The organism is Rhodanobacter lycopersici (genome assembly GCF_040812335.1).
Classification (GTDB): domain Bacteria; phylum Pseudomonadota; class Gammaproteobacteria; order Xanthomonadales; family Rhodanobacteraceae; genus Rhodanobacter_A; species Rhodanobacter_A lycopersici.
In genome coordinates this window covers 320,453-343,101 of record NZ_JBFOHK010000004.1, presented here as the reverse complement: position 1 = coordinate 343,101, position 22,649 = coordinate 320,453, and the positions used below count along the sequence as shown (strand labels likewise).

21 protein-coding genes are annotated in these 22,649 nt (G+C 68.7%); 7 read left to right on the top strand and 14 right to left on the bottom strand.

The features are described 5' to 3' along the window. Nucleotides 1-184: 184 nt before the first annotated feature. A complete protein-coding gene (locus ABQJ54_RS15470) occupies nucleotides 185-883 on the top strand; it encodes an MtnX-like HAD-IB family phosphatase (protein ID WP_367855361.1) in 699 nt (232 codons plus the stop codon). 54 nt (nucleotides 884-937) lie between these two features. Further along, nucleotides 938-2,338, top strand: coding sequence for an aspartate aminotransferase family protein (locus ABQJ54_RS15465; protein ID WP_367855210.1), 1,401 nt, complete (start codon nucleotides 938-940; stop codon nucleotides 2,336-2,338). A gap of 267 nt (nucleotides 2,339-2,605) precedes the next feature. On the opposite strand, the gene ABQJ54_RS15460 is transcribed toward ABQJ54_RS15465, so the two are convergent. Together ABQJ54_RS15460 and ABQJ54_RS15455 are read right to left on the bottom strand one after the other, a co-directional pair. Beyond that, nucleotides 2,606-3,838: a beta-ketoacyl-[acyl-carrier-protein] synthase family protein gene (locus ABQJ54_RS15460; RefSeq protein WP_367855209.1), complete on the bottom strand. Its 1,233-nt coding sequence runs from the start codon at nucleotides 3,836-3,838 to the stop codon at nucleotides 2,606-2,608. Continuing rightward, complete coding sequence (locus ABQJ54_RS15455) at nucleotides 3,838-4,110, bottom strand: acyl carrier protein (protein WP_367855208.1); 273 nt, start codon at nucleotides 4,108-4,110, stop codon at nucleotides 3,838-3,840. The genes ABQJ54_RS15460 and ABQJ54_RS15455 overlap by 1 nt, the downstream gene beginning before the upstream one ends. A gap of 95 nt (nucleotides 4,111-4,205) precedes the next feature. Here ABQJ54_RS15455 and ABQJ54_RS15450 point away from each other — a divergent pair, with 95 nt between their 5' ends. Next, a complete protein-coding gene (locus ABQJ54_RS15450) occupies nucleotides 4,206-5,276 on the top strand; it encodes a GNAT family N-acetyltransferase (protein WP_367855207.1) in 1,071 nt (356 codons plus the stop codon). Between the two features lie 204 nt (nucleotides 5,277-5,480). Next, nucleotides 5,481-6,359, top strand: a complete 879-nt coding sequence (locus ABQJ54_RS15445; RefSeq protein ID WP_367855206.1) for a hypothetical protein — start codon at nucleotides 5,481-5,483, stop codon at nucleotides 6,357-6,359. Nucleotides 6,360-6,428: 69 nt separating this feature from the next. Here ABQJ54_RS15445 and ABQJ54_RS15440 read toward each other — a convergent pair whose 3' ends face one another. The 10 genes from ABQJ54_RS15440 to ABQJ54_RS15395 form a co-directional block, all read right to left on the bottom strand. Next, on the bottom strand, nucleotides 6,429-7,646 hold the full coding sequence (locus ABQJ54_RS15440; RefSeq protein WP_367855205.1) for a DegT/DnrJ/EryC1/StrS family aminotransferase: 1,218 nt from the start codon (nucleotides 7,644-7,646) through the stop codon (nucleotides 6,429-6,431). A 21-nt stretch (nucleotides 7,647-7,667) separates the two neighbouring features. Continuing rightward, nucleotides 7,668-8,081: a DMT family transporter gene (locus tag ABQJ54_RS15435; RefSeq protein ID WP_367855204.1), complete on the bottom strand. Its 414-nt coding sequence runs from the start codon at nucleotides 8,079-8,081 to the stop codon at nucleotides 7,668-7,670. Further along, nucleotides 8,078-8,452 (bottom strand): EamA family transporter, encoded by a 375-nt coding sequence (locus tag ABQJ54_RS15430; RefSeq protein WP_367855203.1) that lies wholly within the window; start codon nucleotides 8,450-8,452, stop codon nucleotides 8,078-8,080. Before ABQJ54_RS15430 ends, ABQJ54_RS15435 begins: the two co-directional genes overlap by 4 nt. Before the next feature lies 1 nt (nucleotide 8,453). Further along, on the bottom strand, nucleotides 8,454-9,290 hold the full coding sequence (locus ABQJ54_RS15425) for an alpha/beta hydrolase (RefSeq protein WP_367855202.1): 837 nt from the start codon (nucleotides 9,288-9,290) through the stop codon (nucleotides 8,454-8,456). Between the two features lie 195 nt (nucleotides 9,291-9,485). Continuing rightward, nucleotides 9,486-10,436, bottom strand: coding sequence for an efflux RND transporter periplasmic adaptor subunit (locus ABQJ54_RS15420; RefSeq protein ID WP_367855201.1), 951 nt, complete (start codon nucleotides 10,434-10,436; stop codon nucleotides 9,486-9,488). Next, nucleotides 10,433-11,176: an ABC transporter ATP-binding protein gene (locus tag ABQJ54_RS15415; protein WP_367855200.1), complete on the bottom strand. Its 744-nt coding sequence runs from the start codon at nucleotides 11,174-11,176 to the stop codon at nucleotides 10,433-10,435. The genes ABQJ54_RS15420 and ABQJ54_RS15415 overlap by 4 nt, the downstream gene beginning before the upstream one ends. 5 nt (nucleotides 11,177-11,181) lie before the next feature. Further along, a complete protein-coding gene (locus ABQJ54_RS15410; RefSeq protein ID WP_367855199.1) occupies nucleotides 11,182-12,312 on the bottom strand; it encodes an ABC transporter permease in 1,131 nt (376 codons plus the stop codon). Next, the gene (locus ABQJ54_RS15405) at nucleotides 12,312-13,745 is read right to left on the bottom strand and encodes an efflux transporter outer membrane subunit (protein WP_367855198.1); all 1,434 of its coding nucleotides are present in this window, start codon (nucleotides 13,743-13,745) and stop codon (nucleotides 12,312-12,314) included. Before ABQJ54_RS15405 ends, ABQJ54_RS15410 begins: the two co-directional genes overlap by 1 nt. A gap of 150 nt (nucleotides 13,746-13,895) precedes the next feature. Beyond that, nucleotides 13,896-15,329 (bottom strand): sensor histidine kinase, encoded by a 1,434-nt coding sequence (locus tag ABQJ54_RS15400; RefSeq protein ID WP_367855197.1) that lies wholly within the window; start codon nucleotides 15,327-15,329, stop codon nucleotides 13,896-13,898. Next, complete coding sequence (locus ABQJ54_RS15395) at nucleotides 15,326-16,012, bottom strand: response regulator (protein ID WP_367855196.1); 687 nt, start codon at nucleotides 16,010-16,012, stop codon at nucleotides 15,326-15,328. Before ABQJ54_RS15395 ends, ABQJ54_RS15400 begins: the two co-directional genes overlap by 4 nt. A 311-nt stretch (nucleotides 16,013-16,323) precedes the next feature. On the opposite strand from ABQJ54_RS15395, the gene ABQJ54_RS15390 reads away from it, so the two are divergent. Then, nucleotides 16,324-18,420, top strand: coding sequence for a M1 family metallopeptidase (locus ABQJ54_RS15390; RefSeq protein WP_367855195.1), 2,097 nt, complete (start codon nucleotides 16,324-16,326; stop codon nucleotides 18,418-18,420). Beyond that, the gene (locus tag ABQJ54_RS15385; RefSeq protein WP_367855194.1) at nucleotides 18,420-19,298 is read left to right on the top strand and encodes a hypothetical protein; all 879 of its coding nucleotides are present in this window, start codon (nucleotides 18,420-18,422) and stop codon (nucleotides 19,296-19,298) included. Before ABQJ54_RS15390 ends, ABQJ54_RS15385 begins: the two co-directional genes overlap by 1 nt. Before the next feature lie 756 nt (nucleotides 19,299-20,054). On the opposite strand, the gene ABQJ54_RS15380 is transcribed toward ABQJ54_RS15385, so the two are convergent. Together ABQJ54_RS15380 and ABQJ54_RS15375 are read right to left on the bottom strand one after the other, a co-directional pair. Beyond that, nucleotides 20,055-20,597 carry a GNAT family N-acetyltransferase gene (locus ABQJ54_RS15380; protein ID WP_367855193.1) on the bottom strand — a complete coding sequence of 181 codons (543 nt, stop codon included), beginning with the start codon at nucleotides 20,595-20,597 and terminating at the stop codon, nucleotides 20,055-20,057. Between the two features lie 18 nt (nucleotides 20,598-20,615). Then, nucleotides 20,616-21,080 (bottom strand): SET domain-containing protein-lysine N-methyltransferase, encoded by a 465-nt coding sequence (locus tag ABQJ54_RS15375; protein ID WP_367855192.1) that lies wholly within the window; start codon nucleotides 21,078-21,080, stop codon nucleotides 20,616-20,618. 111 nt (nucleotides 21,081-21,191) lie between these two features. Between ABQJ54_RS15375 and ABQJ54_RS15370 the strand changes: the two genes are divergently transcribed. Then, the gene (locus ABQJ54_RS15370) at nucleotides 21,192-22,622 is read left to right on the top strand and encodes a M20 family metallopeptidase (protein ID WP_367855191.1); all 1,431 of its coding nucleotides are present in this window, start codon (nucleotides 21,192-21,194) and stop codon (nucleotides 22,620-22,622) included. Nucleotides 22,623-22,649: the final 27 nt, after the last annotated feature.

The following is a 22,649-nucleotide window of genomic DNA, read 5'->3' as shown; positions in this document are numbered from 1 at the left end:
GCTCAGCCACGGTTTGGCTGCTGACTGCCGGCCGAATGGCCCGACGAAAGCCCCGGCATGCCTGCTGCAGCGGGATGCGGCAGACCCGATCGGGCGGCATGGCCGGATTCGCGGGCAGGGGGAAAGGGCGCCGAAAGGCAGCTTGCCTACCGTGCCACCCATGACTGCTGTGAGTGCGCCACTGATGCCCGTTTCCGGCTGGACCATCCTGTGTGATTTCGACGGCACCATTTCCGTCGAAGACGTGATCGACTCGCTGCTCGACCGCTTCGGCCGCGCGGGCTGGGAAGTGCTGGAGCAGGACTGGCGCGCCGGTCGCATCGGCTCGCGCGAGTGCATGGCCGGCCAGGTCGAGCTGCTGCAGATGACCCGCGCCGAGCTGGACGAGCACCTGCGCGAGCTGTGGATCGACCACGCCTTCCCGGGTTTCGTGGCCAAGGCGCGCGAACTCCATGTGCCGATCCGTATCGTCAGCGACGGCCTCGACTACGCGATCCACCAGATCCTCGGCCGCTATGGCCTGGACGACCTGCCGCTGGCCGCGAACCATCTTTCGCCCGCCACGCCGCTGAAGCAGTGGCAGCTCACCTCGCCGTTCCAGGCCGAGGGTTGCCGCAGCGGCACCTGCAAATGCGCCTGCGTGGCGCAGGCCCGCACCACGGGTGCCAGGACCCTGCTGATCGGCGACGGCGCCTCGGACTTCTGCGCGGCCGACCGCGTGGACTTCGTGTTCGCCAAGCATCGCCTGATCGAGCACTGCCGCGCCGCCGGCATCCCCTACATGCCGATCACCGGCTTCGAGGACGCGCTGGAATACCTGCCGCGCCTGCTCGACGGCACCCTGGTGCACCACGCGCGCTATCACGAAGCAGCAGCGGCCTGATCGGCCGCCTTGCTGCTTGTTGCATCCCACAAGACCGTTCCCCGGAACCCGACCATGACCATCGACAAGAACGCCGTCGGTTTCATCGACGACGCGCAACTGCTCGCCGACGAGGCCAAGTACAGCTCCTTCGGCGACACCGTGCATTACGTGGACCCGCCGAAGATCTTCCGCCACGGCGAAGGCAGCTGGATGATCGACACCGCCGGCACGCGCTTCCTCGACCTGCAGATGTGGTACTCGGCAGTCAACTTCGGCTACGGCAACAAGCGCCTCAACGACGCGCTGAAGAAGCAGATCGACGTGCTGCCGCAGGTCGCCAGCCAGTACCTGCACCAGACCCGCATCGAGCTGGCCAAGACCATCGCGCTGGATGCGAAGAAGAAGTTCGGCCTCGACGGCCGCGTGCATTTCAACGTGGGCGGCGCGCAGGCGATCGAGGATTCGCTGAAGATCGTGCGCAATGCCTGCAACGGCAAAAGCCTGATGTTCGCCTTCGAGGGCGGCTACCACGGCCGCACGCTGGGCGCGTCCTCGATCACCTCCAGCTACCGTTACCGCCGCCGCTTCGGCCACTTCGGCGAGCGCGCGATGTTCCTGCCGTTCCCGTATCCGTTCCGCCGCCCGAAGGGCATGACGCCGGAAGAGTATTCCGACAGCTGCGTGCGCCAGTTCGAGCGCCTGTTCGAAACCGAATACAACGGCGTGTGGGATCCCAAGACCAACCAGTGCGAATACGCTGCGTTCTACGTCGAGCCGATCCAGGGCACCGGCGGCTACGTGCTGCCGCCGATGGATTTCTTCAAAGGCCTGAAGAAGGTGCTGGACAAGTACGGCATCCTGATGGTCTCCGACGAGATCCAGATGGGCTTCTGGCGCACCGGCAAGCTGTGGTCGATCGAGAACTTCGGCGTGACGCCGGACATCGTGGTGTTCGGCAAGGCGCTGACCAACGGCCTGAACCCGCTGTCCGGCCTGTGGGCGCGCGAGGAGCTGATCAACCCGACCGTGTTCCCGCCGGGCTCGACCCATTCGACATTCAACTCCAACCCGCTGGGCACCTCGCTGGGCCTGGAAGTGATCAAGATGGGCTACGAGCTGGACTACGAGACCACCGTGCCGAAGAAGGGCGCGCACTTCCTCGAAGGCCTGCGCGAGCTGCAGAAGAAGCACAAGGAAATCGGCGACGTCGACGGCCTCGGCCTCGCGCTGCGCGCCGAGATCTGCACCGACGACGGCTTCACGCCGAACAAGGCGCTGCTCGACAGGATGGTCGACATTGGCCTCGCCGGCGACCTCGAGCACAACGGCAAGAAGATCGGCCTCGTGCTCGACGTGGGCGGCTGGTACAAGAACGTGATCACCTTCGCGCCGTCGCTGGACATCACGCACGAGGAGATCGATCTGGCGATCTCGCTGCTGGATCAGCTGCTGACCAAGGCCAAGAAGGGCTGATCGCCCGTCGCCCGGCACAAACAAAAGGCCCGGCGGGAAACCGCCGGGCCTTTTGTTTGCGTCATTTGGTAGGCGAGTGTTGTTGATCCGTTCGCCCTGAGCGTAGGCCCGAAGGGCCGAAGTCGAAGGGCTGCCGCCAGTCCGTAAGGTGGTTTCGATCGCCTGCCGACGCGAAGCTCTGCTTTGAATATGTCTGGTGCGCCGCAGCCTGTCGCTTCGACTTTGCTTGCTGTCGCAAGCTACGCTCAGCGCGAACGGAGGGTGTGATTACGGCGCCCGCTTCAACGCCAACACGGCGTTGAGTCCCCCAAACGCGAACGAGTTGCTGAGCACCGCGCGCACCGGCGTTTCGCGCGCCACATTCGGCACGTAGTCCAGGTCGCAGGCCGGATCGACCTGGTCGAGGTTTGCGGTGGGCGGCACCACGCCGTCACGCAGCGCGCCGATCGCGGCCACCAGTTCCAGCGCACCGGAAGCACCCAACGCATGGCCGTGCATGGACTTGGTGGACGACACCGCAAGCTTGTCGGCATGCTCGCCGAAGGCGAGCCGGATCGCACGGGTCTCGGTGACGTCGTTGGCCTGGGTGCCGGTGCCGTGGGCGTTGATGTAGTCCACGTCCTCGGGATTCAGCCCGGCCTCGGCGAGCGCGTGGCTCATCGCGGAAGCGGCGCCCTCGGCGCTGGGCATCACGATGTCGCTGGCGTCGGCGCTCATGCCGGAGCCGGCGAGTTCGGCCAGGATGGTGGCGCCGCGCGCCCGTGCATGTTCCAGCGATTCCAGCACGAAGATGCCGGCGCCTTCGCCCAGCACCAGCCCGCGTCGATTCACACTGAACGGGCGGCAGGTGTCGTCGGACAGCACGCGCATCGCTTCCCACGCGCGCAGCGCGCCGAAGCTGAGGCAGGCCTCGGTGCCGCCGGTGACGGCCACGTCGGTCATGCCGTAGCGGATCATCTGCGCCGCCTGGATGATCGCGTGGTTGGCCGAGGCGCAGGCGCTGGCCACCGCGTAGGTGGGGCCGCGCAGGCCGTAGGCGATGCTGATCTGGCTGGCCGAGGCGTTGGTCATCAGCCGCACGATGGTGAGCGGGTGGGTGCGGCTGGCCTTCTCGGCGTAGATGCGGCGGCTCTGCTCGTCCTGGGTGGTCTCGCCGCCCACGCCGGTACCGACCACCACCGCGGTGCGCTGGCCGAGGCCGTCGCGGGCGAAGTCGATGCCCGAATGTGCGATCGCCTCGCGCGCCGCGTGCAGGGCGAATTCCGAGGTGCGGTCGAGCAGGGGCAGGGTGCGCTCGTCGATGCCGGTGGCCGGGTCGAAGCTTTCCGGTACCTGGGCGGCGATCTTCACGCGCAGCGTGTCGCTGTCCCGGTGGCGCAGCGGGCCGATCGCGCTGCGTCCCTCGCGCAGGCCCTGCCACAGCGCCCTGGCCCCCACGCCCAGCGGGCTGATCGCACCCATGCCGGTGATGACGACCCGGCGTGTCTCGACGGTGGGCATTACTTGTCGCCTTCGCCGGCGGCGGCCTTCTCGTCCAGTGCCTTCTGCACGGCATCGACCAGGCTCTGCGCGGTGTCGCTGTCGAAATTGGCGCCCTGCTGCTCGGGGAAGTGGATGTCGAAGTGCTCCTCGATGTCGAAGATCAGCTCGATGGCTTCCAGCGAGGCGATGCCCAGATCTTTCAGCGTGGACTCGGGCTTGACGTTCGCCACGTCGACCTTGGCCTGCTTGGCGATGAACTCGAACACTTGCTGCTGGGTCGTTCCGGTCATGACGGGATCCTTGGTGGCAGGCGACAATAGGCAAGTCCGTGCCGGACGACCCGGCTCGGCTATGCCCCATACAGTCTAGGCAAACTCGCTTACTCATGCCTTTCATTTCGCAACTGGAACCGGATGCCCTGCTGGCGGCATTCATGGTCGAGCCACCGATCGGCTTCACCGTGGAGCGCTCTCCACAAGGCATGCCGGGCTTCGTGGCGCCATTCGACCTGCTGACCACGGCCGACGACGTGCTGCGCCGCCGCGTGGCCGCGTGGCCGCTGTCGCGCCACTGGCGCCGCCTGCTCACCTGGCGCACCCGCTTCGCCGGCACCACCGTGTCAGAGTACGCACCGCTGCCCGCCGGGGTGGCGCCCGCCGCCCTGGCGCAGGGGCTGAAGGCCGCTTGGGGGAACGAGTGCCGGTTGCTGATCGTGAAGGACATCGCGCAGGACTCGCCGCTGCTCGGCGACGCCGAGAACGTCCACGCGCGTGCCTTCGCCGCGGCCTGCGAGGCGGAGGGCTTCGTGTTGCTGGAAGGCCAGGCGCTGGCCTACGTGACTATCGACTTCGACTCGGACGACGACTACCTGGCCCGGCTCAGCTACAGCCGCCGGAAGAACATCCGCCGCAAGCTGCGCTCGCGGGCGAAGCTCGACATCGAGGTCGTGCGCACCGGCGACGCGCGCTTCCGCGACGAGGCCGTGCTCGCCGCGTACTACGCGCTGTTCGACAATGTGTACGCGCAGAGCGAGATCCACTTCGACCGCCTCAGTGCCGACTACTTCCGGCTCTTGCTGCAGGATGCCGACAGCGGGGGCGTGGTGTTCGTCTACCGCCACGCGGGCAAGCTGATCGGCTGGAACCTCTGCTACGAACACGGCGGCAAGCTGGTCGACAAGTACATCGGCTTCGCCTACCCCGAGGCGCGCGACCACAACCTCTATTTCGTGAGCTGGATGCACAATCTCGGCTACGCGCGCGAGCGTGGCCTGACGCACTACGTGGCCGGCTGGACCGATCCCGAGGTGAAATCCTTCCTCGGCGCCAGCATGACCTTCACCCGCCACGCGGTGTATGCGCGCAACCCGCTGCTGCGTGCGCTGCTGCGCAAGCTGGGCGGGCATTTCGAGAGCGACCGCAGCTGGCAGGAGTCTGCGGAGAAAGACCATGCGTGATTTCCTTGTCGCCATCACATCACCGCATGGGATTCATTTCTTGCCTCGGCGTCAGCCAATGAATCCCTCTCCCTCCGGGAGAGGATGCCGACAGGCGGGAGAGGGTACGTTCGAAGCGCGGCGCTGCGGTGTTGCCGAACCCTCACCCCAGCCCCTCTCCCGGCGGGTGAGGGGCTATGCGCGCAGTCTTGTTGCGAGGTGCGCATGAACGTCCAGGTGCAATCCCCCGTGGTGCTCGACATCGACGGTTCGGTGGGGCAGTTGCCGGACGGCCTCGTGCTGCCGCTGGCCGAGTGGCAGGAAGCGATCCGCTTCGGCTGCTCGCTGGCCACCATGCGCCGTTTCAGCACGTTGCTGGACGAACGCTTGCCCGCGCACCACGGCACCGTGTTCACCGGCTCGGGCGATTTCCACCACCTCAGCTGGCCGCTGATCGCACGGCTCAAGCCTGCCACGCCGATCCAGGTGGTGGTGCTGGACAACCATCCCGACAACATGCGCTTCCCGTTCGGCGTGCACTGTGGTTCCTGGGTGCGCCGCGTGGCCGCGTTGTCCTTCGTCGAGCATGTGCATGTGCTCGGCATCACCTCGCACGACATCGGCGCAGGCCATGCCTGGGAGAACTACCTGGCCCCGCTGCTGCGCGGCAAGCTCAGTTACTGGAGCATGGGCGTGGACACCGGCTGGTCGCGCCGGCTGGGCATCGCCCGCGCGTTCCGCGGCTTCGACACGCCTGACGCGCTGGTCGACGCCTTCGTCGAGCAACAGCGCACGCAGGCGCTGCCGACCTACCTCACCATCGACAAGGACGCGTTCGCGCCTGAAGTCGCGCACACCAACTGGGACCAGGGGCGCCTGCAGCTCACCCACGCACTGGCCCTGATCGGCAGCCTGCGCCAGGGCCTGGCGGGCAGCGACATCAACGGCGAGGTCTCGCACTACCGCTACAGCACGTGGTGGAAGCGCAAGCTCTCCGCGATGGACGAGCAGCCCGAGATCGACACCGCCCAGCTCGCCGGCTGGCAGGCGCAGCAGCATGCCTTGAACCTCAAGTTGCTGGAAGCCATCAAGGCCGCCGCGTAGGAGCGGCTTCAGCCGCGATTTTCAGGTTTGGGCAGTGCGATGGTCGCGGCTGAAGCCGCTCTTACGGGATCAACAGCGGCGAAGCACGGTTTCCAGCACGTCGCAAATCGTCGCCATGTCCGCGTCCGCAAGCCACCCGCTGTTGCCGATGCTGAGGCTGCGCGCGGCGAAGTCGCGGGCGTTCGGCACATCGCTGGCCGGCACGATGCCGTCCAGGTAGGCGTAGTCGGGCAGGGCGTGGATGAACAGGCGGCTGACGCCGTAGCCGGCTTGCCAGAGCTGTTCCAGCGCGGCGTCGCGCCGTCGCTGGTCGCGCAACAGGAGGAAGAAGAACGGCCAGGTGCCGTGCGTGCCGGCGGGATCGTCCAGCACGTTGACGCCGGGAATCGCACGCAGGCGCGGCAGGTGGCGTCGGGCGCGTGCGGTGCATTGCTCGATGAAGGCGGGCAGGCGGCGGGCGGCGTGCGCGCCCACGGCCTGGCGCCAGCGGCCCACCGCATGCAGGGGCAGCGGCAGGGAGAAATCGTCGCCTACCGCGGCGACCGGGTCGCCGTCGCGCAGTGCGTGGCGCAGCGGATTGCCATAGGCGAGACGCAGGCCGCCGGGGCGATACAGCGCGGCGTAGCCCAGCAGCTCCGCGCTGCGACGCCATTCCCAACCCGGGCTGGGCGGCGCGATGCGCGCGGCGGTGCGCGCCAGCCGTTCGCGCAGCTCGGGATCGCGCGCGGCGAGCAGGCCGCCTTCGTAGATGGAAAGCCCCTTGCCCGCGGCGAGGCTGAAGAAACCGATGTCGCCGGCGAGGCCCACGCTGCTGCCGTCGCGTCGCGCTCCCAGCGCCTGGGCGGCATCCTCGATCACGAAGGCGCCCACGTTGTTGGCCACGGCCAGTGTGTCGTCCACGTCGGCAATGCGACCGGCGAGATGGGTGGGCAGGATCGCCAGGGTCTGCTCGTCGCAGGCGGCGCGCAGCGCGTGCGGCTCCATGTCGTAGTGGCCGGGCCTGAGATCGCAGAGCACGGGTTCCAGTCCGGCCTGGTGCACGGCCAGTGGCACCAGCGGGCAGGTGTAGGCGGGCATCACCACGCGCTTGCGCGAAGGCTTCAGTTCGCGCAGCGCGGCGAGCGCGATCAGCAGCGCGGCGGTGCCGGAGCAGGTGAGCTCGAGCGCCGGCGTGTCCAGCTGCGCGGCGATGTCGGCGGCCAGCGTGGCCGGGCCGGGGCGCAGATCGGCCAGCCTGAGCGGCAGGCCGGCGGTGGGCGGCAGTTCGTGGCGGCGGCGGGGCAGCATGCGCGCGGCGTCGTGGCGGCTTCAGGCCTGCGCCGGGTCGCCATCGGCCTCCGGCTCGTGCTCGCGGCTCTCGGCGAAGCCGAGGCAGACGATGCCGGCGACGATGGCGATGGCGCCCAGCACGTGCGGCAGCCTGAGCGGCTCGTTGAACAGCCAGATCGACAGCAGCATCACCGACACCACTTCCAGGTGCGAGGCGGCGAAGGCGGGGCCGATGGGGGCGTGCTTGAGCAGGGTCATCCAGGTGAAGAAGGCGCCGATGTAGCCGACCACGGCGCCGTACACCCAAGGCTTGCCGAACAGGCGCAGCAGCCACGCCACATTGGCCTCCAGCGGCAGCGCGTGCATGCCGGCGTACTTGAAACTGATCGCGCCCACCGAGTCGAACATCACCAGGATCAGGAAACCAATCACGTAGAACCAGCTGCGCTTCATCCGCCCACTCCGACAATCACTACGCCCAACGCCACGAGCAGGATGCCGGCCACGCGCAGGCGGGTGAGCTTCTCGCCGAACAGGAAGCGCCCGGCCACCATGATCGCCACGATATTGATCGAGCCGAGCAGGATCGCCTCGGAGAGGGGAAGCAGCGAGAGGAAGGCGATCCAGATCAGGAATTCGATCACGTAGCTGGCGATGCCCAGCCAGATCCATGGCCGCCGCGCCATGTACAGCCAGCGCGCCAATCCGTCGCCGGCCGCGGGATCGCCGGCGGCAGCCTTGAAGGCGAGCTGGCCACCGGTGTCAAGTACCACGTTCAGCACCCAAAGCAAGGCCACCAGCGGCGAGATCGAGCCGGTGGGCATATCAGGCGGCAACGCGCTGGCAGATGTCGGCCGCGGCGACGCGGTCGAAGAACGCGGCGGAACGCTCGATCAGGGTGCGGCGTTCCTTGTCGATGGTGATCATGTGATAGCTGTCGTCCAGCAGCAGCAGCTCGACCGGCGCGCTGACCTCGCGCATCACCAGCTCGGCATTCTTCACGCTGGCCACGTCATCCTCGCTGGCATGCGCCACCAGGCAGGGCGCGGTGACCTGCGAGAGCTGGCGGCGCACGGTGGCCGACAGTTCGTACATCTCGGCCAGTGAATACCACGGGTTGCCCGGCAGCCCGGCGGCGGCGCTGTCGCCGCCCAGCATCGCCGCGCTGACTTGCGCGCGCAGGCGCTCGTCGCGGATGCCGTAGGGCGGCTGCTCCATGAAGCTGCGGTGGCGGCCGATGCCGAGCTTCTTCAGCAGCGGCAGCATGAAGGACATGCGCGCCAGCCGGGGGATGCTCCAGCCGTCGTAGCGGAAGGTGGCGCCGTACACGCCCACGCCCGCGATCTGCCCGGGACGGTCGGCGGCGAGCTTGAGCGAGAGCAGGGCGCCCATCGACAGGCCGCCCACGAACAGGTGGTCCACCTTCTCGCGCAGCGCATCGGCGGCCTGCTCCACGCTGGCGTACCAGTCGCGCCAGCCGGTGGCGAGCAGGTCGTCGGCGTTGCCGCAGTGGCCGGCGAGCTGCATGCCGTGCACGGTATAGCCGGCGCGGTTCAGCCCCTTGCCCAGCAACTTCATCTCCATTGGCGTGCCGGTGAGGCCATGGATCAGCAGCACGCCGCTGCGGCCACCTTCGAAGAAGAAATCGGTTTGCTGGATCACGCGCGACACCCAAGACGAAGCGAGCCGCATCGGCGGCTTTTCAGGCTTGCAGCTTCGCAGGAGGCGGTTTCTTCAGTCTTTCGGCTGTGCGCGTGCTGGGGGCTATCCGCTTTGAATCTTGCCAACAGGCAGAAGCCAAAGCCCCCTCTCCCGCAAGCGGGAGAGGGGTTGGGCGTGGGTGGTGGGCGGCGCGAATCAGCGCCTGCCGTCGGGCAGGAACCGCACGATCACCCGTTGCCCGATGCGCAACTGCTGCTCGGGCTGGTCGAAGGCCAGCACGCATTCCACCGTGCGTGCATTGGCACGGATCTGCGGATCGTTCTCCAGCGTGGCCGGGCCGTAGACCTGGCCTACGCGCAGCACGCGGGCGCTCCAGTGGCCGTTCTCGGCGTCGTCGTTGGCGACCACCTCGGCGCGCATGCCGGGGCGCACTGCGCCCACGAAGCTCTCGTTGAGCTCGGCGCGCACGATGCGCGGCTTGTTCGGCAGCAGGGTGAACAGCGGGCCGGAGGAAGGCGACACGCTGGCGCCAGGCTGGGCCGTCACGTGCACCACCACCGCATCGAACGGCGCGCGCAGGCTGCGCTGCACCAGTTCGTACTTCGCCTCGGCCAGTTTCTGGGCGGCCATGTCCACTGCAGCCTGGTCGGCATCGTGCTCGGCGCCGAGCTGGTTGCTGGCCTCGCGTGCATCGTCGGCGCTCTGGCCGTCGCCCGCGCCGGCGGTGGCGGCGGCAGTGAGCCGTTGCGCGCGCAACTTGGCGGCGGCCTGCTTGATGTCGAGCAGCCTGAGTTGAGCCCGTGCCTGCTCCAGTTGCGCCTGGGCGGCATCCACCGCCAGCTGGGCGGGGCGGGTGTCCAGCGCGGCCAGCACCTGGCCCTGCTTCACCGTTTCGCCCTCGTGCGCGGCGACGCTGGTCAGCACGCCCTCGCGCGGCATCGCCAGCGCGAGCAGGCCACCCTCGATGTCGACCCGGCCGCGCGCCACCGCGACGTAGCTGGATTCGGCCGCGTTGCTGATGGCGGCCGGTTCCGCGGGCTTCGAGCAGGCGGCGAGCAGCAGCGTGGCGGCCAACGCGAATCCGGTGGGCCGTAGCAGCGCCGCGAGGCGCGCACGCGAAGACGGACAGGAGGCAGTCGGCGTCATGGCGAGGTTTCCTTGGGGGCTTCGGCGTCAGGGCGCCGATCGCTGAGGATGCGGCCGTCTTCCATCGCCAGCACGCGGTCGGCGTGGGCGACCAGGCGCGGATCGTGGCTCACGCACAGCACGGTGGTGCCGTGGGTGCGGGCGATGGTGTGCAGGATGTCGATGATGGTCTGGCCGTTGGCGGCGTCCAGCGCGCTGGTGGGTTCGTCGGCGAACAGCAGTTCCGGCTCCTTGGCCAGCGCCCGGGCGATCGCCACGCGCTGCTTCTCGCCGCCGGAGAGTTCCGAGGGGCGCAGCTTGATGCGGTGGGACAGGCCCACTTCCTCCAGCGACTGGTGGGCGCGGGCGCGGGCCTCCTGCTTGGACAGGCCCATGTGGTTGAGCGGCAGCTCCACCTGTTCCAGCGCGGTGAGCGCGGGAAACAGGTTGAAGCCCTGGAACACGAAGCCGGTGTGCTGCAGGCGGAAATGCTCGAGTGCGCGCAGGTCGAGCTGGCCCAGCTCGCTGCCCAGGGCGTGCACGCGGCCGCTGTCCACCTTCTGCAGGCCGCTGAGGATGGCCAGCAAGGTGCTCTTGCCGCAGCCGGAAGGGCCGGAGATCAGGGTGAGTTCGCCCGGGTCGATGCTGAGCGACAGGCCGTTCAGCACCTGCGTGTGCAGCTTGCCGGAGGCAAAGGATTTGCACACCTTGTCGGCTTGCAGCACCGGCCTGCGTGGCGTGGCGACGACGGGGGGCGTCATGGCGCTCATCGCAGCAGGGTCGCCGGATCGATGCGGCGCATGCTGCGCATCGCCGCCATGCCCGACACCGCGGCCTGGCCCATCACCAGCGCGATGCAGGCGAGCGCGGCCAGCGGACCGAGCGTGACCGGCACGTCTTCGGCGCGCGCCGCGAGCAGCAGCAGCACACCCAGCACGGTGGCGCCGACGAGGCCCAGCGCGCCCACCCAGAACGCCTGTTCCAGCACCACCTTGCGCAGCGCGCCCACGCCCACGCCCAGCGCGTTGAGCGTGGCGTATTCGCGCACCGAGCCTTGCACGGCGCCGACCAGGGTCTGGCTGGTGATCACCGCGCCGACCAGGAAGACGATGCCGGCGAGGAACAGCACACCCGCGCCCGCGCCGGTGTCGAACAGCCAGTAGAGCACGGAGATGTGGGCGAAGTCGGTGGCGCTCCACGTGGTGTAGGGGCCGAATGCGCTGCTGCCGCGCAAGCGTGCCGCGACCGCGTCGGCCTGCGCGGGATCGCGCAGCTTGGCGACGAGGTAGGTGGGGCCGTTGTCGGCATCGTCGGTGTCGAGCCGGCGCGCGGTGTCCAGCGAGGCGATCACGTTGATGCCGCCCAGCCCGCGCAGGCCGCTGCTCACGCCGACCACCCGCACGAGCTGGCCGTTGATGGTGGCGGTGCGGCCCAGCGTCACGCCGAGCTTGTCGAGATCGGCGCGATCCACGATCACCGCATCCGGTTCGGCGAGCCGTGCACGCAACGCGGGCGGCAGCACCCTGGAGAACATCAGGCCGTCGGCGGCGGGATCGATGCCCGAGACGAACACCGACACGCCGCCGGTATCACCCGTGCCGCGCCAGTCGCCGTCGATCCACTCGTAAGGCTCGACGCGCGTCACCGCAGGATCCATCAGGATCCGCGACTCCACATTGACGTCGATGGAGCGGCCCGAGCCCACGCTCTGCGTGCCGGGGAAGCCGACCCACACGTCGGCGGACGAGCCGGTGATGTAGACGCTGGTGGCGCCGAAGATGCCCAGCACCAGCGCCAGCTGCAGCAGCTGCAGCAGGCCGGCGAAACCCACGGCGAGCATGGCAGGCAGGAAGCGCCGCCATTCGTAGACCAGGGTCTTGCGCGCCAGGGCCACCATCAGTGGGTTGCCTCGGCGGACTTGCCGGACTTCGCGCCGGGCGCCTCGTCCGCCGGCAGCGGTGCGCCGCCGAGGGCCTTGAACAGCGCCACGTAGGCCAGGCTGTGGCTGGCGCGCGCATCGGCCAGTTCGATCGCGGCCTGGTCGGCGGCGAGCTTGCCGTCGGCCAGTGCCAGCGGACTTTCCAGCTTCAGCCTCACGCGGGTCTGCAGCGTGTCGTCGACCCGTTGCAGCGCCTGCCAGGCTTCCAGGTTGTGCTGTTCGCGCTGCTGTTGCTGCTGCAGCGTGCCCAGTGCGGTCTCCACCTCGGAGACGCCCTGCAGCACGGCCTGGCGGTAGGCCAGCACGGCGGCCCTCAGCTCGTGCGACTTGGCGTGTTCGTTGGCCTTGCGCAGGCCCCAGTCGAACAGCGGCATGTTGAACATCGGGCCGACCGAGACCAGGCCGTTGTCCACGGTATGCTTGCGGTTGTTGTTGAGGTCGGTGGCCCAGACCATCGAGGCGTCGAGGCCGATCTGGGGAAAGCGGTCGGCATGCGCCACGCCCAGCTCGCCCGCGGCACGCAGCACATCGGCCTCGGCGCGGGCGATCTCGGGGCGCGTGCGCAGCAGGTCGACCGGGGTGCCGGGCAGTTGCCACGCGCCGAGTTGCGGTTGCGGTCCGGCCTGCAACCAGGCAGGGTCGGGGTGGTTCTGGCCCACCAGCACGGCCAGCCGTTGCGTTGCTTCGTTGATGGCCTGGCGCGGCGCGGCGAGCGCTGCCTGGGCCTGCGCGACGGCGGCGGCGGCCTGGTCCACCGTGCCGGCTGGCGCCAGTTGCAGGTGCTGGCGAATCTTCAGCAGGTCGAGCTGGTGGCTGCGCAGGTCATTGATCTGCTGCAGCAGGGTTTCCTGTTGCTGGGCGGTGCGCAATTCGATCCAGTTGCGCACGACTTCGGCCACCAGCGTCACCCGCGCCGCCTGCAGGTCGGCCATGCCGGCATCCAGCTGACTCTGCGCTTCGCGCCGGGTGCCCTGCGCGCGGCCGAACAGGCCGAATTCCCAGCTGGCGTCGAAGCCGGCCACCAGGTAGGAGGCGCTCGCGTCGGGATCGATCACCTGGTCGGTGTTGATCTTGAGGTAAGGCAGGTAGGGTGCACCGGAATGCCGTTGCATCACGCGTGCGGCGAGTACCCGCTCGACTGCCTGCGCCACGTCGAGGTTGTGCGCCAGCGCCTCGTCGACCAAGGCGTTCAGGGCGGGATCGTCGAACGCGTGCCACCAGCCGTGCAGGTCGGTGGGTGCGGCAGCCTGGGCTGCCAGTGCGTGTTGCCACTGCGCCGGGATCGGTGGCTCCAGCTTCGGCATCGCCACCGAGCAGCCGGCGAGGGCGACGGCTGCGCCGAGCAGGGTCGTGCGCCAGCGGCGGAACGGCCTGGGGCTGGTCTCAGCCATGCCGGTCACCGCGTGTTGCGAGGCCAGCACGGGGGCCGGCGTTGTCGATGGGGATCAGGGCCACGGTCAGGTCAGGGGAGCGGTGGATGGTGGGGCGCGGATAACGACCGTGCGCATCCGCTTAAGGATACAGGCCGGGTGCCGCGGCTGTCAGCGCGCCAGTGGTGTTTCGGGATGTGGAACCGGGCTATTGCGGACTCGCGGCGGCGGGAACCGCACCTCCACGCACAGGCCCTGCTCCTCGCCGAGCTGGTAGATCACCTCGGCGTGGTGGCGTTCGGCGGTGCGCTGCACGATCGCCAGTCCCAGGCCGCTGCCTTCCTCGCTGGTTCCCGGTGCGCGGAAGAAACGTTCGCTGAGCCGTGGCAGCATTTCGGGCGGCACGCCCGGGCCGTTGTCTTCGACCATGAGGTTGGCGCCACCATCGGGCCGCGCCTGCAGGCTCACGGTGACCGTGCTGCCGCGGCCGGCATAGCGGATGCTGTTGTCGATAAGGTTGTCCAGCAGGTCGTGCAGGCTGGCAGCATGGCCGTCGATGCTTAGCGTCTGCTCAGGCCCCTGGTAGCCGAGGTCCACGCCGGCCGCCAGCGCTTCGTGCACGCGCTGCATCACCGCTTCGGGGATCAGCCGGGTGAGCTCCAGCGGCACGTGCTCGACCGTGTCGGTCGACGGTGCCTGCGCGCGGGTCAGCGCCAGCAGCTGCGCGGTGGTGCGCGCGGCGCGCTGGGTGAGCCGGCGGATATGGGTGAGCGCATCGCGCACGTTCGCCGGGTCGGGGTCGGCCAGCGCACGCTCCACGTGCAGGCTGAGGCCTGTCAGCGGCGTGCGCAGCTGGTGCGCGGCGTCGGCGATGAAGCGGTCGTGCAGCGCCAGCATGCCGCGCAGGCGGGCGAACAGCGCGTCGATGGTGCGGGTCAGCGGCAGGATCTCCTGCGGCACGTCCGGGCCGCCGATCGGGGTCAGCTCCTGGTTGCGCCGCGCCAGCCGCCGGGTCAGCGGGTCGAGCACGCGCAGGCCGTGGGTGACGCCGAACCACACCAGCGACAGCACGCAGACGATCAGCAGCGCCTGGGTGAGGATGGCCAGCAGCAGGATGCTGCGCGCCTGCACGTGGCGGTCGTGCAGGGTCTCGGCCACGGTGATGATCAGGGTGTCGCCGGGGCGGCTGATGGATGCCTCGCTCAGCGTGACCGCGCGCAGCGGGCGCTTGTCCATGCGGGTGTCGAACAGTTCGGGCGCTGCGCCCACGGACGGTACCTGCGCCGGCTGCGGCAGGTGGCCGTTGCCGGCCAGCAGGCCGTACTTGCGGCTGACCACGCTGAAGTAGCTGTCGCCGTTGGGGTCGTACTGCAGCAGGAAACGCGCCTGCGGGGTCAGCTCGCCGCCCAGTTGCTCGTTGCCCATCATCTTGGCGAGCGTCAGCGCGTCGTTGCCGAGGTCGCGGTCGTGCACGTGGTTGGAGTAGCCCAGCGCCACGCCGTAGGTGAGCAGGATGTCCAGCACCAGCAGGATCGCCACCGGGATCAGCAGGAAACCCAGCAGGCGGCGGCGCAGGCTGGGGCGGCGGGCGGGGGCGTGGCTCATGCGTGGTTGCCGTCCTCGACAGCTTCCTCCAGGAGGTAGCCCAGGCCGCGGATCGTGCGTACGCCGGTGCCGCTGCCCTCGAGCTTGCGGCGCAGGCGGTGGATCGCGATGTCCAGGCCGTTGTCGGTCAGCTCCTCGTCCCAGCTGCACAGCGCCTCGATCAGCTGGGCACGGCTGGTGACGCGGTCGGCGCGCAGCGCCAGCGCCTCCAGCAGGCCGAACTCGCGTGCGGTGAGCTCCAGCGGATCCTCGTCCAGCCAGGCGCGGTGACCGGGCAGGTCCAGCCGCAGCCGGCCGAGCCGGAGTTCGGGTACGCCCTGGCTGCTGGCCCGGCGCAGCAGGGCGCGCACCCGCGCCTCGAATTCGGAGAGCGCGAACGGCTTCACCAGATAGTCGTCGGCGCCCAGGTCGAGCACGCGGATGCGCTCGTCCAGGCCGTCGCGCGCGGTCACCACCAGCACCGGAGCGCTGGCGCCGCGGGCGCGCAGCCGGCGCAGCACCTCGCTGCCGTCCAGCTGCGGCAGGCCCAGGTCCAGCACCAGCAGATCGTAGTCGTGGTCGCGCAGCGCGGCATCGGCCAGCTGGCCGCTGGCCACGTGGTCGACCGCGTGATTGCTGTGGCGCAGCGACGCGCAGATGCCTTCGGCGATGGAGGGGTCGTCTTCGGCCAGCAGGATGCGCATGCGGTTCGGGTTTCCTCGGTGGGCAACTCGGGACGCACAGCTTGCCATGCGCCACCCGTCCGGCAGCTTAGCGGGGGCCTGAGCCTGTATGCATGACCTCTGGCCTATGACGGCGAGCCGGGTCAGGCGCAGGCTGCGAAGATCACTGCGTGGGGAGAGCGCGAATGGGGGCGATCATGGGCAGGGGCGGGCTGTGGCTCGCTGCGTTGGCCGTGGGCTGGTGTGGAGCCGGCGCGTGTTTCGCGCTGGAGGCGCCGGCAGCGGCGGGGAGCGTGGCGGCACCGGCGGTTGCCAGCACGGCGCCGGCTTCGATGGGGCCCATTCCTTTCGCACCGGCGCACCAGACCATCATCACCACGCCCAGCGCGGCGAACGCGTGGGGCGGCGAGCGTACCGGCCAGGAGGCCACGCTGTCCGACCGCGTGGTGAGCTACGCCATCGATGCCAGCCTCGACGCCGGCAAGCATCGGGTGACCGGCAAGGAACACATGACCTGGCGCAACCGCAGCGACCGCCCGGTCAGCCACGTCTACTTCCACCTCTACCTCAACGCGTTCGAGAGCGACGGCAGCACCTGGTTCACCGAGCGCAAGGTGCTCACCGCGCACGGCCGTTCGCGCGGCAACGCGGTACTGAAGGACGGGCAGTGGGGCTGGGTCCACCTGCAGAACGTGGCGCAGGACGGCACGGCGCTGAAATGGAGCTTCGTGCATCCCGACGGCGGCCCGGCCACCGACCACACCGTGGTGCGCATCGATCTCGCCCAGCCAGTGCCCGCAGGCGGCACGCTGGCGCTGGACATCGATTTCCTCAGCCAGCTGCCGCGCGTGGTGGAACGCACCGGCTGGTGGGGCGACTTCAACCTGGTCGGCCAGTGGTTCCCCAAGATCGGCGTGCTGGAACTGGCCGGTGAGCGCGGCGCCACCGCGCCGCGCTGGAACGTGCACGAGTTCCACTTCAACAGCGAGTTCTATGCCGACTTCGGCAGCTACGACGTGCACCTCGACGTGCCCAGCGACTACACCGTGGGCGCGGTGGGTCAGCTGCAGGGCGCACCGCAGGTGGCGAGCGGCCGCACCACGTACCACTACGTGCAGGGCGACGTGCACGATTTCGCCTGGGTGGCGGCCAAGGGCTACAAGACGCTGGATGGCAGCTACACCGGGCCAGGCAGCCCGCAGGTGGACGTGCGGGTGATCTACCAGGCCGAATACGTGGCCAGCGCCGCGCCCACCCTGAAATCCACCATCGATTCGCTGGGCTACTTCTCGAAGACCATCGCGCCGTATCCGTACCACACGGTCACCGCGGTGATCCCGCCCTACAACGCGCAGGAAGCGGGCGGCATGGAGTACCCCACCTTCTTCACCTCCGAGGGCTACAAGGAAGTCACGCCGGGCACCATCAGCCAGTACGGCAGCGATTTCGTGAACATCCACGAATTCGGCCACGGCTACTTCTACGGCATCCTCGCCTCCAACGAGTTCGAGGAGCCGATGCTCGACGAGGGCATCAACGAGTTCTGGGACGACCACATGATGCGCGCGCGCGACGAGAACCTCGTGCTCGCCACGCCGTTCATGAAATGGCTGGGCATCGCACCGGCGATGAGCGGCTACCAGATGGAGCGCCTGGCTGCCGAACTCGACCGTCCCGAGGATCCGCTGGCGCAGAACAGCTGGGATCGCCTCTCCAGTTCCAGCTACGGCACCGTCTACACGCGCACCACCACCGCGATGCACGACCTGGAGCAGCGCATCGGCGAGCCGGCGATGGAAAAGGCCATGCGCCTGTATTACCAGCGCTGGCGCTTCCGCCATCCCTCGGTGGCCGATCTGCGCCAGGCGCTGGTCGACGGCTCGGGCGATGCGAAGGCGGTGAACACGATCTTCGACCAGATCGTCTACGGTACCGCGCACATCGACGACCGGGTGGCCGACATCGACGTGCAGGAAGTACTGCCCCAGGCCGGCGTGAGCTGGCAGGACGGCAAGCCGACGGAAGCTGACCAGAAGGCGCTCGACAAGCAGATCGCCAAACAGCGCGCGGACTGGAAGAAGGCCCATCCCGACGCCAAGCCGGGCAGCGGCGGACCGTTTCCCTGGCACAGCACGGTGACCGTGTTGCGCGACGGTGCCCGCGTGCCTGAGACGCTGCGCGTCAGCTTTGCCGACGGCAGCCACGAGGACGTGCGCTGGAACGACGACCGCCGCTGGGCGCGCTTCGATTTCACGAAGCCGAGCAAGGTGGTTTCGGCCGAGCTCGATCCCGAACGGCAGGTCTATCTCGATGCCGACAAGCTCAACGACAGCTATGCGACCAAGCCGGACGGCGCCGCCTCGCGCCGCTGGACGACCGACGTGGCCGCGCTGTTGCAAGCCTTCTACTCGACGCTGGTGACGCTGTGATGATGGCCAGGACGACTGCTCCGCGCGCCGGTTTCGGCGCCCTGTTCTCCGCGATGGGCACCGCCCTGCAATGGCGCCTGCTGCTGCTCTGGCTGCTGCTGATGCTGTTGCCGGCCAGCGTGGTGGCGCTGCCGCTGTGGCGCACGCTTGGCGGCCTGCTCGACCATTCGGTGCATGCCGAGGCCTGGGCGCGGCAATTCGATCCGCTGATGTTCGGCGATGCGCTGGGCGCGATGGCCGGGCACGCCGCCTGGCTGGGAGGGGCTGCCTTGTTGGCGCTGCTGCTGACGCTGCTCATGTCTCCTTTCCTCGACGGCATGGCGGTGGGCAGCGGACGCGCCGCGCGCACCCTCGGGTTCGCCGCTCTGCTGCAGAACGGCTGGATCGAGTACGGGCGCATGTTCCGGGTGATGCTGTGGTCGCTGCTGCCGTATGCGGTGGTGGTGGTGGTGGCAGGCGCCGGCATGCATCTGGCCGATCGGCACGCCGACCAGGCGGTGCTGGAGGCACAGGCCGATGCCTGGGCGCACGGCGCGCGCTGGGTGCTGCTGGTGGTATTCGTGCTGGCGCAGGCCATCGTGGAATCCACCCGTGCGGCCTTCATCGCCGACACCAGTCTGCGTTCTGCCACTCGTGCCTTCGGTCGTGGCTTCATGCAGTTGCTGCGCCGGCCGCTGAAGACCCTGCTGTTCTATCTGGTAGTGAGCGTGCTGGGTCTGGCGATCGCATCGGCGCTGGGCATCGCGCGCATCCACACCACGGCGGTCGATGGCGGCTTCTGGCTGGCGCTGCTGCTCAGCCAGCTGATCGTGCTGGCAATCGCCTGGATGCGTGTCGCGCGGCTGTTCGCGCTGGCGCGGTTGGGGCGTTCGCGTTGACGCAGTCTGCTTTTCCCCTCTCCCGCTTGCGGGTACGCGGGGAGGCGCCATGGATGGCGCCGGCATTGAGGAGCGAGGAGAGGGGGGCTTTTCTCAGGTTCTGTTCGTAAGTCTCAAAGCGGTTTCGTGCGCCCTTTGGGCGCCCGAGCTACTTCTCTTCTGCTTGTCCACGCCGCCGCAGGAGCGGCGGCGAACAGCGGAGCTGACCCGAAGGGCGGAGGGCAGGATGCCCGGATGCCCGGAGTCAAAGAGAAGTAGCCAGGAGAAAACGACACCCCGGTTGGCGCTTGCCGGGCATCCTGCCCGGCCCCGCCTCACCGCCGCCCAGGGGTCCCGGAAAAGCAGCGCGCTCCTGCGCACAGAAGCGACAGCCAGAGCAAGGCAAAACCACGAAGCGCCGTAAGACTTTTCCCTCAGCTCTCGGATACGGCGCGGTGTGGCCGCACCGTGTATCGCGTAGGCGGAAGTGGCTCCAAAAACCTCGAAACGTCCTGCTTGTAATCCCGGCGTATTGAATCAGGCCATTTCTCTTGGTTACTTCTCTTGACTCCGGGCTTCCTGCCCTCCGCCCTGCGGGCCGGCTGCGCCGTTCGCCACCGCTCCTGGCGGTGGCGTGGGCCAGCAAAGAGAAGTGACTCGGGCGCCGGCAGGCGTCCGAAAGCCCGCCGCAGGCGAGCCTGGTTACGGTGAGGCCGGGTATGTGCGAAGGATTCAAAAGTGGCGCCGTGCAAAGGCACGCCCACATTCAAGATCGGATCAACCGCAGGCGGCGCGGCGCGTCTCGCGGTGCGGCGGGTAATAGGCGAACACGTGGGTGTCGCTGCCGTAGAAATCCATGTCGTCGATATGCTCGCCACCAAGGCGCTCGGCCACGCGGTCGGAGGCCTCGTTGCCCACGCGCACCAGGCTGATCACCCGCGGCGCGTGCAGATGGCTCCAGGCGAAGTCGAGCACGGCCATGCCCGCCTCGGTGGCGTAGCCGTGGTGGCGGTGCTCGGGCTTGAGCATCCAGCCCAGTTCCAGGTCGGGCCAGCCTTCGGGACAGAACAGGCCCGCACGCCCCACGAACTCGCCGGTATGCTTCAGCTCCAGCGCCCACATGCCGTAGCCGCGCAACTGCCAGTGGCCCAGCAGCATCGCCAGCGAACGCCAGGCGTTGGTGCGGTCCAGCGGCTGGCCGTCGCCGACATAGCGGGTGCTGTCCGGGTCGGCCAGCATCGCGGCGTAGTCGTCGAAATGGCGCTCGGTTAGCGCAGTCAGGCGCAGGCGCGCCGTCTCGATTACAGGGATGTCGATCATGCCAAATCAGCTAGCAAGTCACATGCCATCGAGCAAGGTCGCCAGTGCGCGGGTGCTCGAAGCAAGGCTTTCGGTCCAGGACAATCCGGTGATTGTCTCACCTGTGGCCGCATCCGCAAAATCCTCGGTTTCGCCGGGCGGCAGCAGGTGGCGGTAGTCCACCGTGATCTCGCTGCCCGTGGGCAGCTCGGCCAGCGCGAACACGAAGCCCAGGTGCCACAGGCCGTTGGGCTGGAAGCTGTGGTTGAGGTAGCACTCGTCGGGCCAGTCCGGCGACACCGTGTAGCGGTCTTCGAACCAGCGCGCGCTGGCGTATTTCAGCTTGGCCAGTTCCGGCGCGGCGAACTCGTCGTGGCGGAAGGTACGGTCGATCGCGTCGGGCGCGCTGATGATGCGCCCCGCGATCACGGGCTCATCCAGGAACAGGCCCTTGCCGGCGCCGGGGATGCGCGAGGCGGCGATGTGGTAACGCGGCAGGATCATGGCGGGGCCGGTCGAAACGGGGCGCCAGTGTAGTGCCTGCCAGGCGGCCCGCGACTGGCTGCTGACGTCGGCTTGCTAGAATGGCGTTTTTCCGTCGCTTTGGAGCCACCCATGGATACCGCCCGCCTTTCCCGTTTCGTCAGCGGCCTGTGGGACGAGGAGATCGTGCCCAGGCTGGTGGAATACATCCGCATCCCCAACAAGTCGCCGATGTTCGACAAGGACTGGAAGGCGCACGGCCACATGGATGCGGCGGTGAAGCTGATGAGCGACTGGGCGCAGTCCAAGCTCGCCGCGCTGCCGGGCAGCACGCTGGAAGTGGTGCAGCTGGAAGGGCGCACGCCGCTGATCTACATCGAGGTGCCGGCCAGCGGCGCCGGCGACGACACCGTGGTGCTGTATGGCCACCTCGACAAGCAGCCGGAGATGACCGGTTGGGCCGAGGGCCTGGGCCCGTGGACGCCGGTGCTGAAGGGCGACAAGCTCTACGGCCGCGGCGGCGCCGACGATGGCTACGCGATCTTCGGTTCGCTGGCGGCGTTGCTGGCGCTGCACGAGCAGGGCGTGCCGCACGCGCGCTGCGTGATCCTGATCGAGGCCTGCGAGGAGTCGGGTAGCTACGACCTGCCTTATTACGTTGATCACCTCGCCGCGCGCATCGGCAACCCCTCGCTGGTGGTCTGCCTCGACTCGGGCTGCGGCAATTACGACCAGCTGTGGCTCACCACCTCGCTGCGCGGCATGACCGGCGGCAACCTTACCGTGCAGGTGCTGGAGGAGGGCGTGCATTCCGGCGACGCCTCCGGCGTGGTGCCGTCCAGCTTCCGCATCCTGCGCGAGATCCTGTCGCGGCTGGAGGACCCGGAAACCGGCACGATCAAGCCGAAGGAGCTGTACGTCGAGATCCCCGCCCAGCGCGTGGAGCAGGCGCAGCACGCGGCTACCGTGCTGGGCGGCGACATCTACAGCAAGTTCCCCTGGACCGCAGGCATGCAGCCGGTAACGAAGGATCTGCCCGAGCTGGTGCTCAACCGTACCTGGCGTCCGCAGCTCGCCGTGACCGGCATCGGCGGCATCCCGCCGCTGGACAGCGCCGGCAACGTGCTGCGCCCGTTCACCGCGGCGAAGCTGAGCCTGCGCGTGCCGCCCACGCTGGACGCGAAGCAGGCCGGCCAGTTCCTGAAGCAGCTGCTGGAGAAGGACCCGCCCTACGGCGCCAAGGTCAGCTTCGACCTGGAGAAGGACGGCAGCGGCTGGAATGCGCCCGCGCTGTCGCCTTGGCTGGCCGAGGCGGTGGACGAGGCGTCGCGGAACCAGTTCGGCGCGCCGGCCACCTACATGGGCGAGGGCGGCTCGATCCCGTTCATGGGCATGCTGGGCGAGAAATTCCCCAAGGCACAGTTCCTGATCACCGGCGTGCTCGGTCCGCATTCCAACGCCCACGGCCCCAACGAGTTCCTGCACATCCCCACCGGCAAGAAGGTGTCGGCGGTGGTGGCCGAGGTGGTGGCGAAGCATCACGCGCAGGGCGCCAGGGGCTGATGCGGTTTTCTCCCTCTCCCCGTTGGG

Bases quoted from the DNA above. Each gene is read 5' to 3' on its own strand.
- ABQJ54_RS15450 (WP_367855207.1), top strand. From the start codon at position 4,206: ATGCCTTTCATTTCGCAACTGGAACCGGATGCCCTGCTGGCGGCATTC.
- ABQJ54_RS15395 (WP_367855196.1), bottom strand. From the start codon at position 16,012: ATGCGCATCCTGCTGGCCGAAGACGACCCCTCCATCGCCGAAGGCATC.
- ABQJ54_RS15435 (WP_367855204.1), bottom strand. From the start codon at position 8,081: ATGAAGCGCAGCTGGTTCTACGTGATTGGTTTCCTGATCCTGGTGATG.
- ABQJ54_RS15430 (WP_367855203.1), bottom strand. From the start codon at position 8,452: ATGCCCACCGGCTCGATCTCGCCGCTGGTGGCCTTGCTTTGGGTGCTG.
- ABQJ54_RS15460 (WP_367855209.1), bottom strand. From the start codon at position 3,838: ATGCCCACCGTCGAGACACGCCGGGTCGTCATCACCGGCATGGGTGCG.
- ABQJ54_RS15385 (WP_367855194.1), top strand. From the start codon at position 18,420: ATGATGGCCAGGACGACTGCTCCGCGCGCCGGTTTCGGCGCCCTGTTC.
- ABQJ54_RS15455 (WP_367855208.1), bottom strand. From the start codon at position 4,110: ATGACCGGAACGACCCAGCAGCAAGTGTTCGAGTTCATCGCCAAGCAG.
- ABQJ54_RS15390 (WP_367855195.1), top strand. From the start codon at position 16,324: ATGGGGCCCATTCCTTTCGCACCGGCGCACCAGACCATCATCACCACG.
- ABQJ54_RS15415 (WP_367855200.1), bottom strand. From the start codon at position 11,176: ATGACGCCCCCCGTCGTCGCCACGCCACGCAGGCCGGTGCTGCAAGCC.
- ABQJ54_RS15405 (WP_367855198.1), bottom strand. From the start codon at position 13,745: ATGGCTGAGACCAGCCCCAGGCCGTTCCGCCGCTGGCGCACGACCCTG.
- ABQJ54_RS15420 (WP_367855201.1), bottom strand. From the start codon at position 10,436: ATGACGCCGACTGCCTCCTGTCCGTCTTCGCGTGCGCGCCTCGCGGCG.
- ABQJ54_RS15440 (WP_367855205.1), bottom strand. From the start codon at position 7,646: ATGCTGCCCCGCCGCCGCCACGAACTGCCGCCCACCGCCGGCCTGCCG.
- ABQJ54_RS15400 (WP_367855197.1), bottom strand. From the start codon at position 15,329: ATGAGCCACGCCCCCGCCCGCCGCCCCAGCCTGCGCCGCCGCCTGCTG.
- ABQJ54_RS15465 (WP_367855210.1), top strand. From the start codon at position 938: ATGACCATCGACAAGAACGCCGTCGGTTTCATCGACGACGCGCAACTG.
- ABQJ54_RS15410 (WP_367855199.1), bottom strand. From the start codon at position 12,312: ATGGTGGCCCTGGCGCGCAAGACCCTGGTCTACGAATGGCGGCGCTTC.
- ABQJ54_RS15445 (WP_367855206.1), top strand. From the start codon at position 5,481: ATGAACGTCCAGGTGCAATCCCCCGTGGTGCTCGACATCGACGGTTCG.
- ABQJ54_RS15375 (WP_367855192.1), bottom strand. From the start codon at position 21,080: ATGATCCTGCCGCGTTACCACATCGCCGCCTCGCGCATCCCCGGCGCC.
- ABQJ54_RS15470 (WP_367855361.1), top strand. From the start codon at position 185: ATGCCCGTTTCCGGCTGGACCATCCTGTGTGATTTCGACGGCACCATT.
- ABQJ54_RS15370 (WP_367855191.1), top strand. From the start codon at position 21,192: ATGGATACCGCCCGCCTTTCCCGTTTCGTCAGCGGCCTGTGGGACGAG.
- ABQJ54_RS15380 (WP_367855193.1), bottom strand. From the start codon at position 20,597: ATGATCGACATCCCTGTAATCGAGACGGCGCGCCTGCGCCTGACTGCG.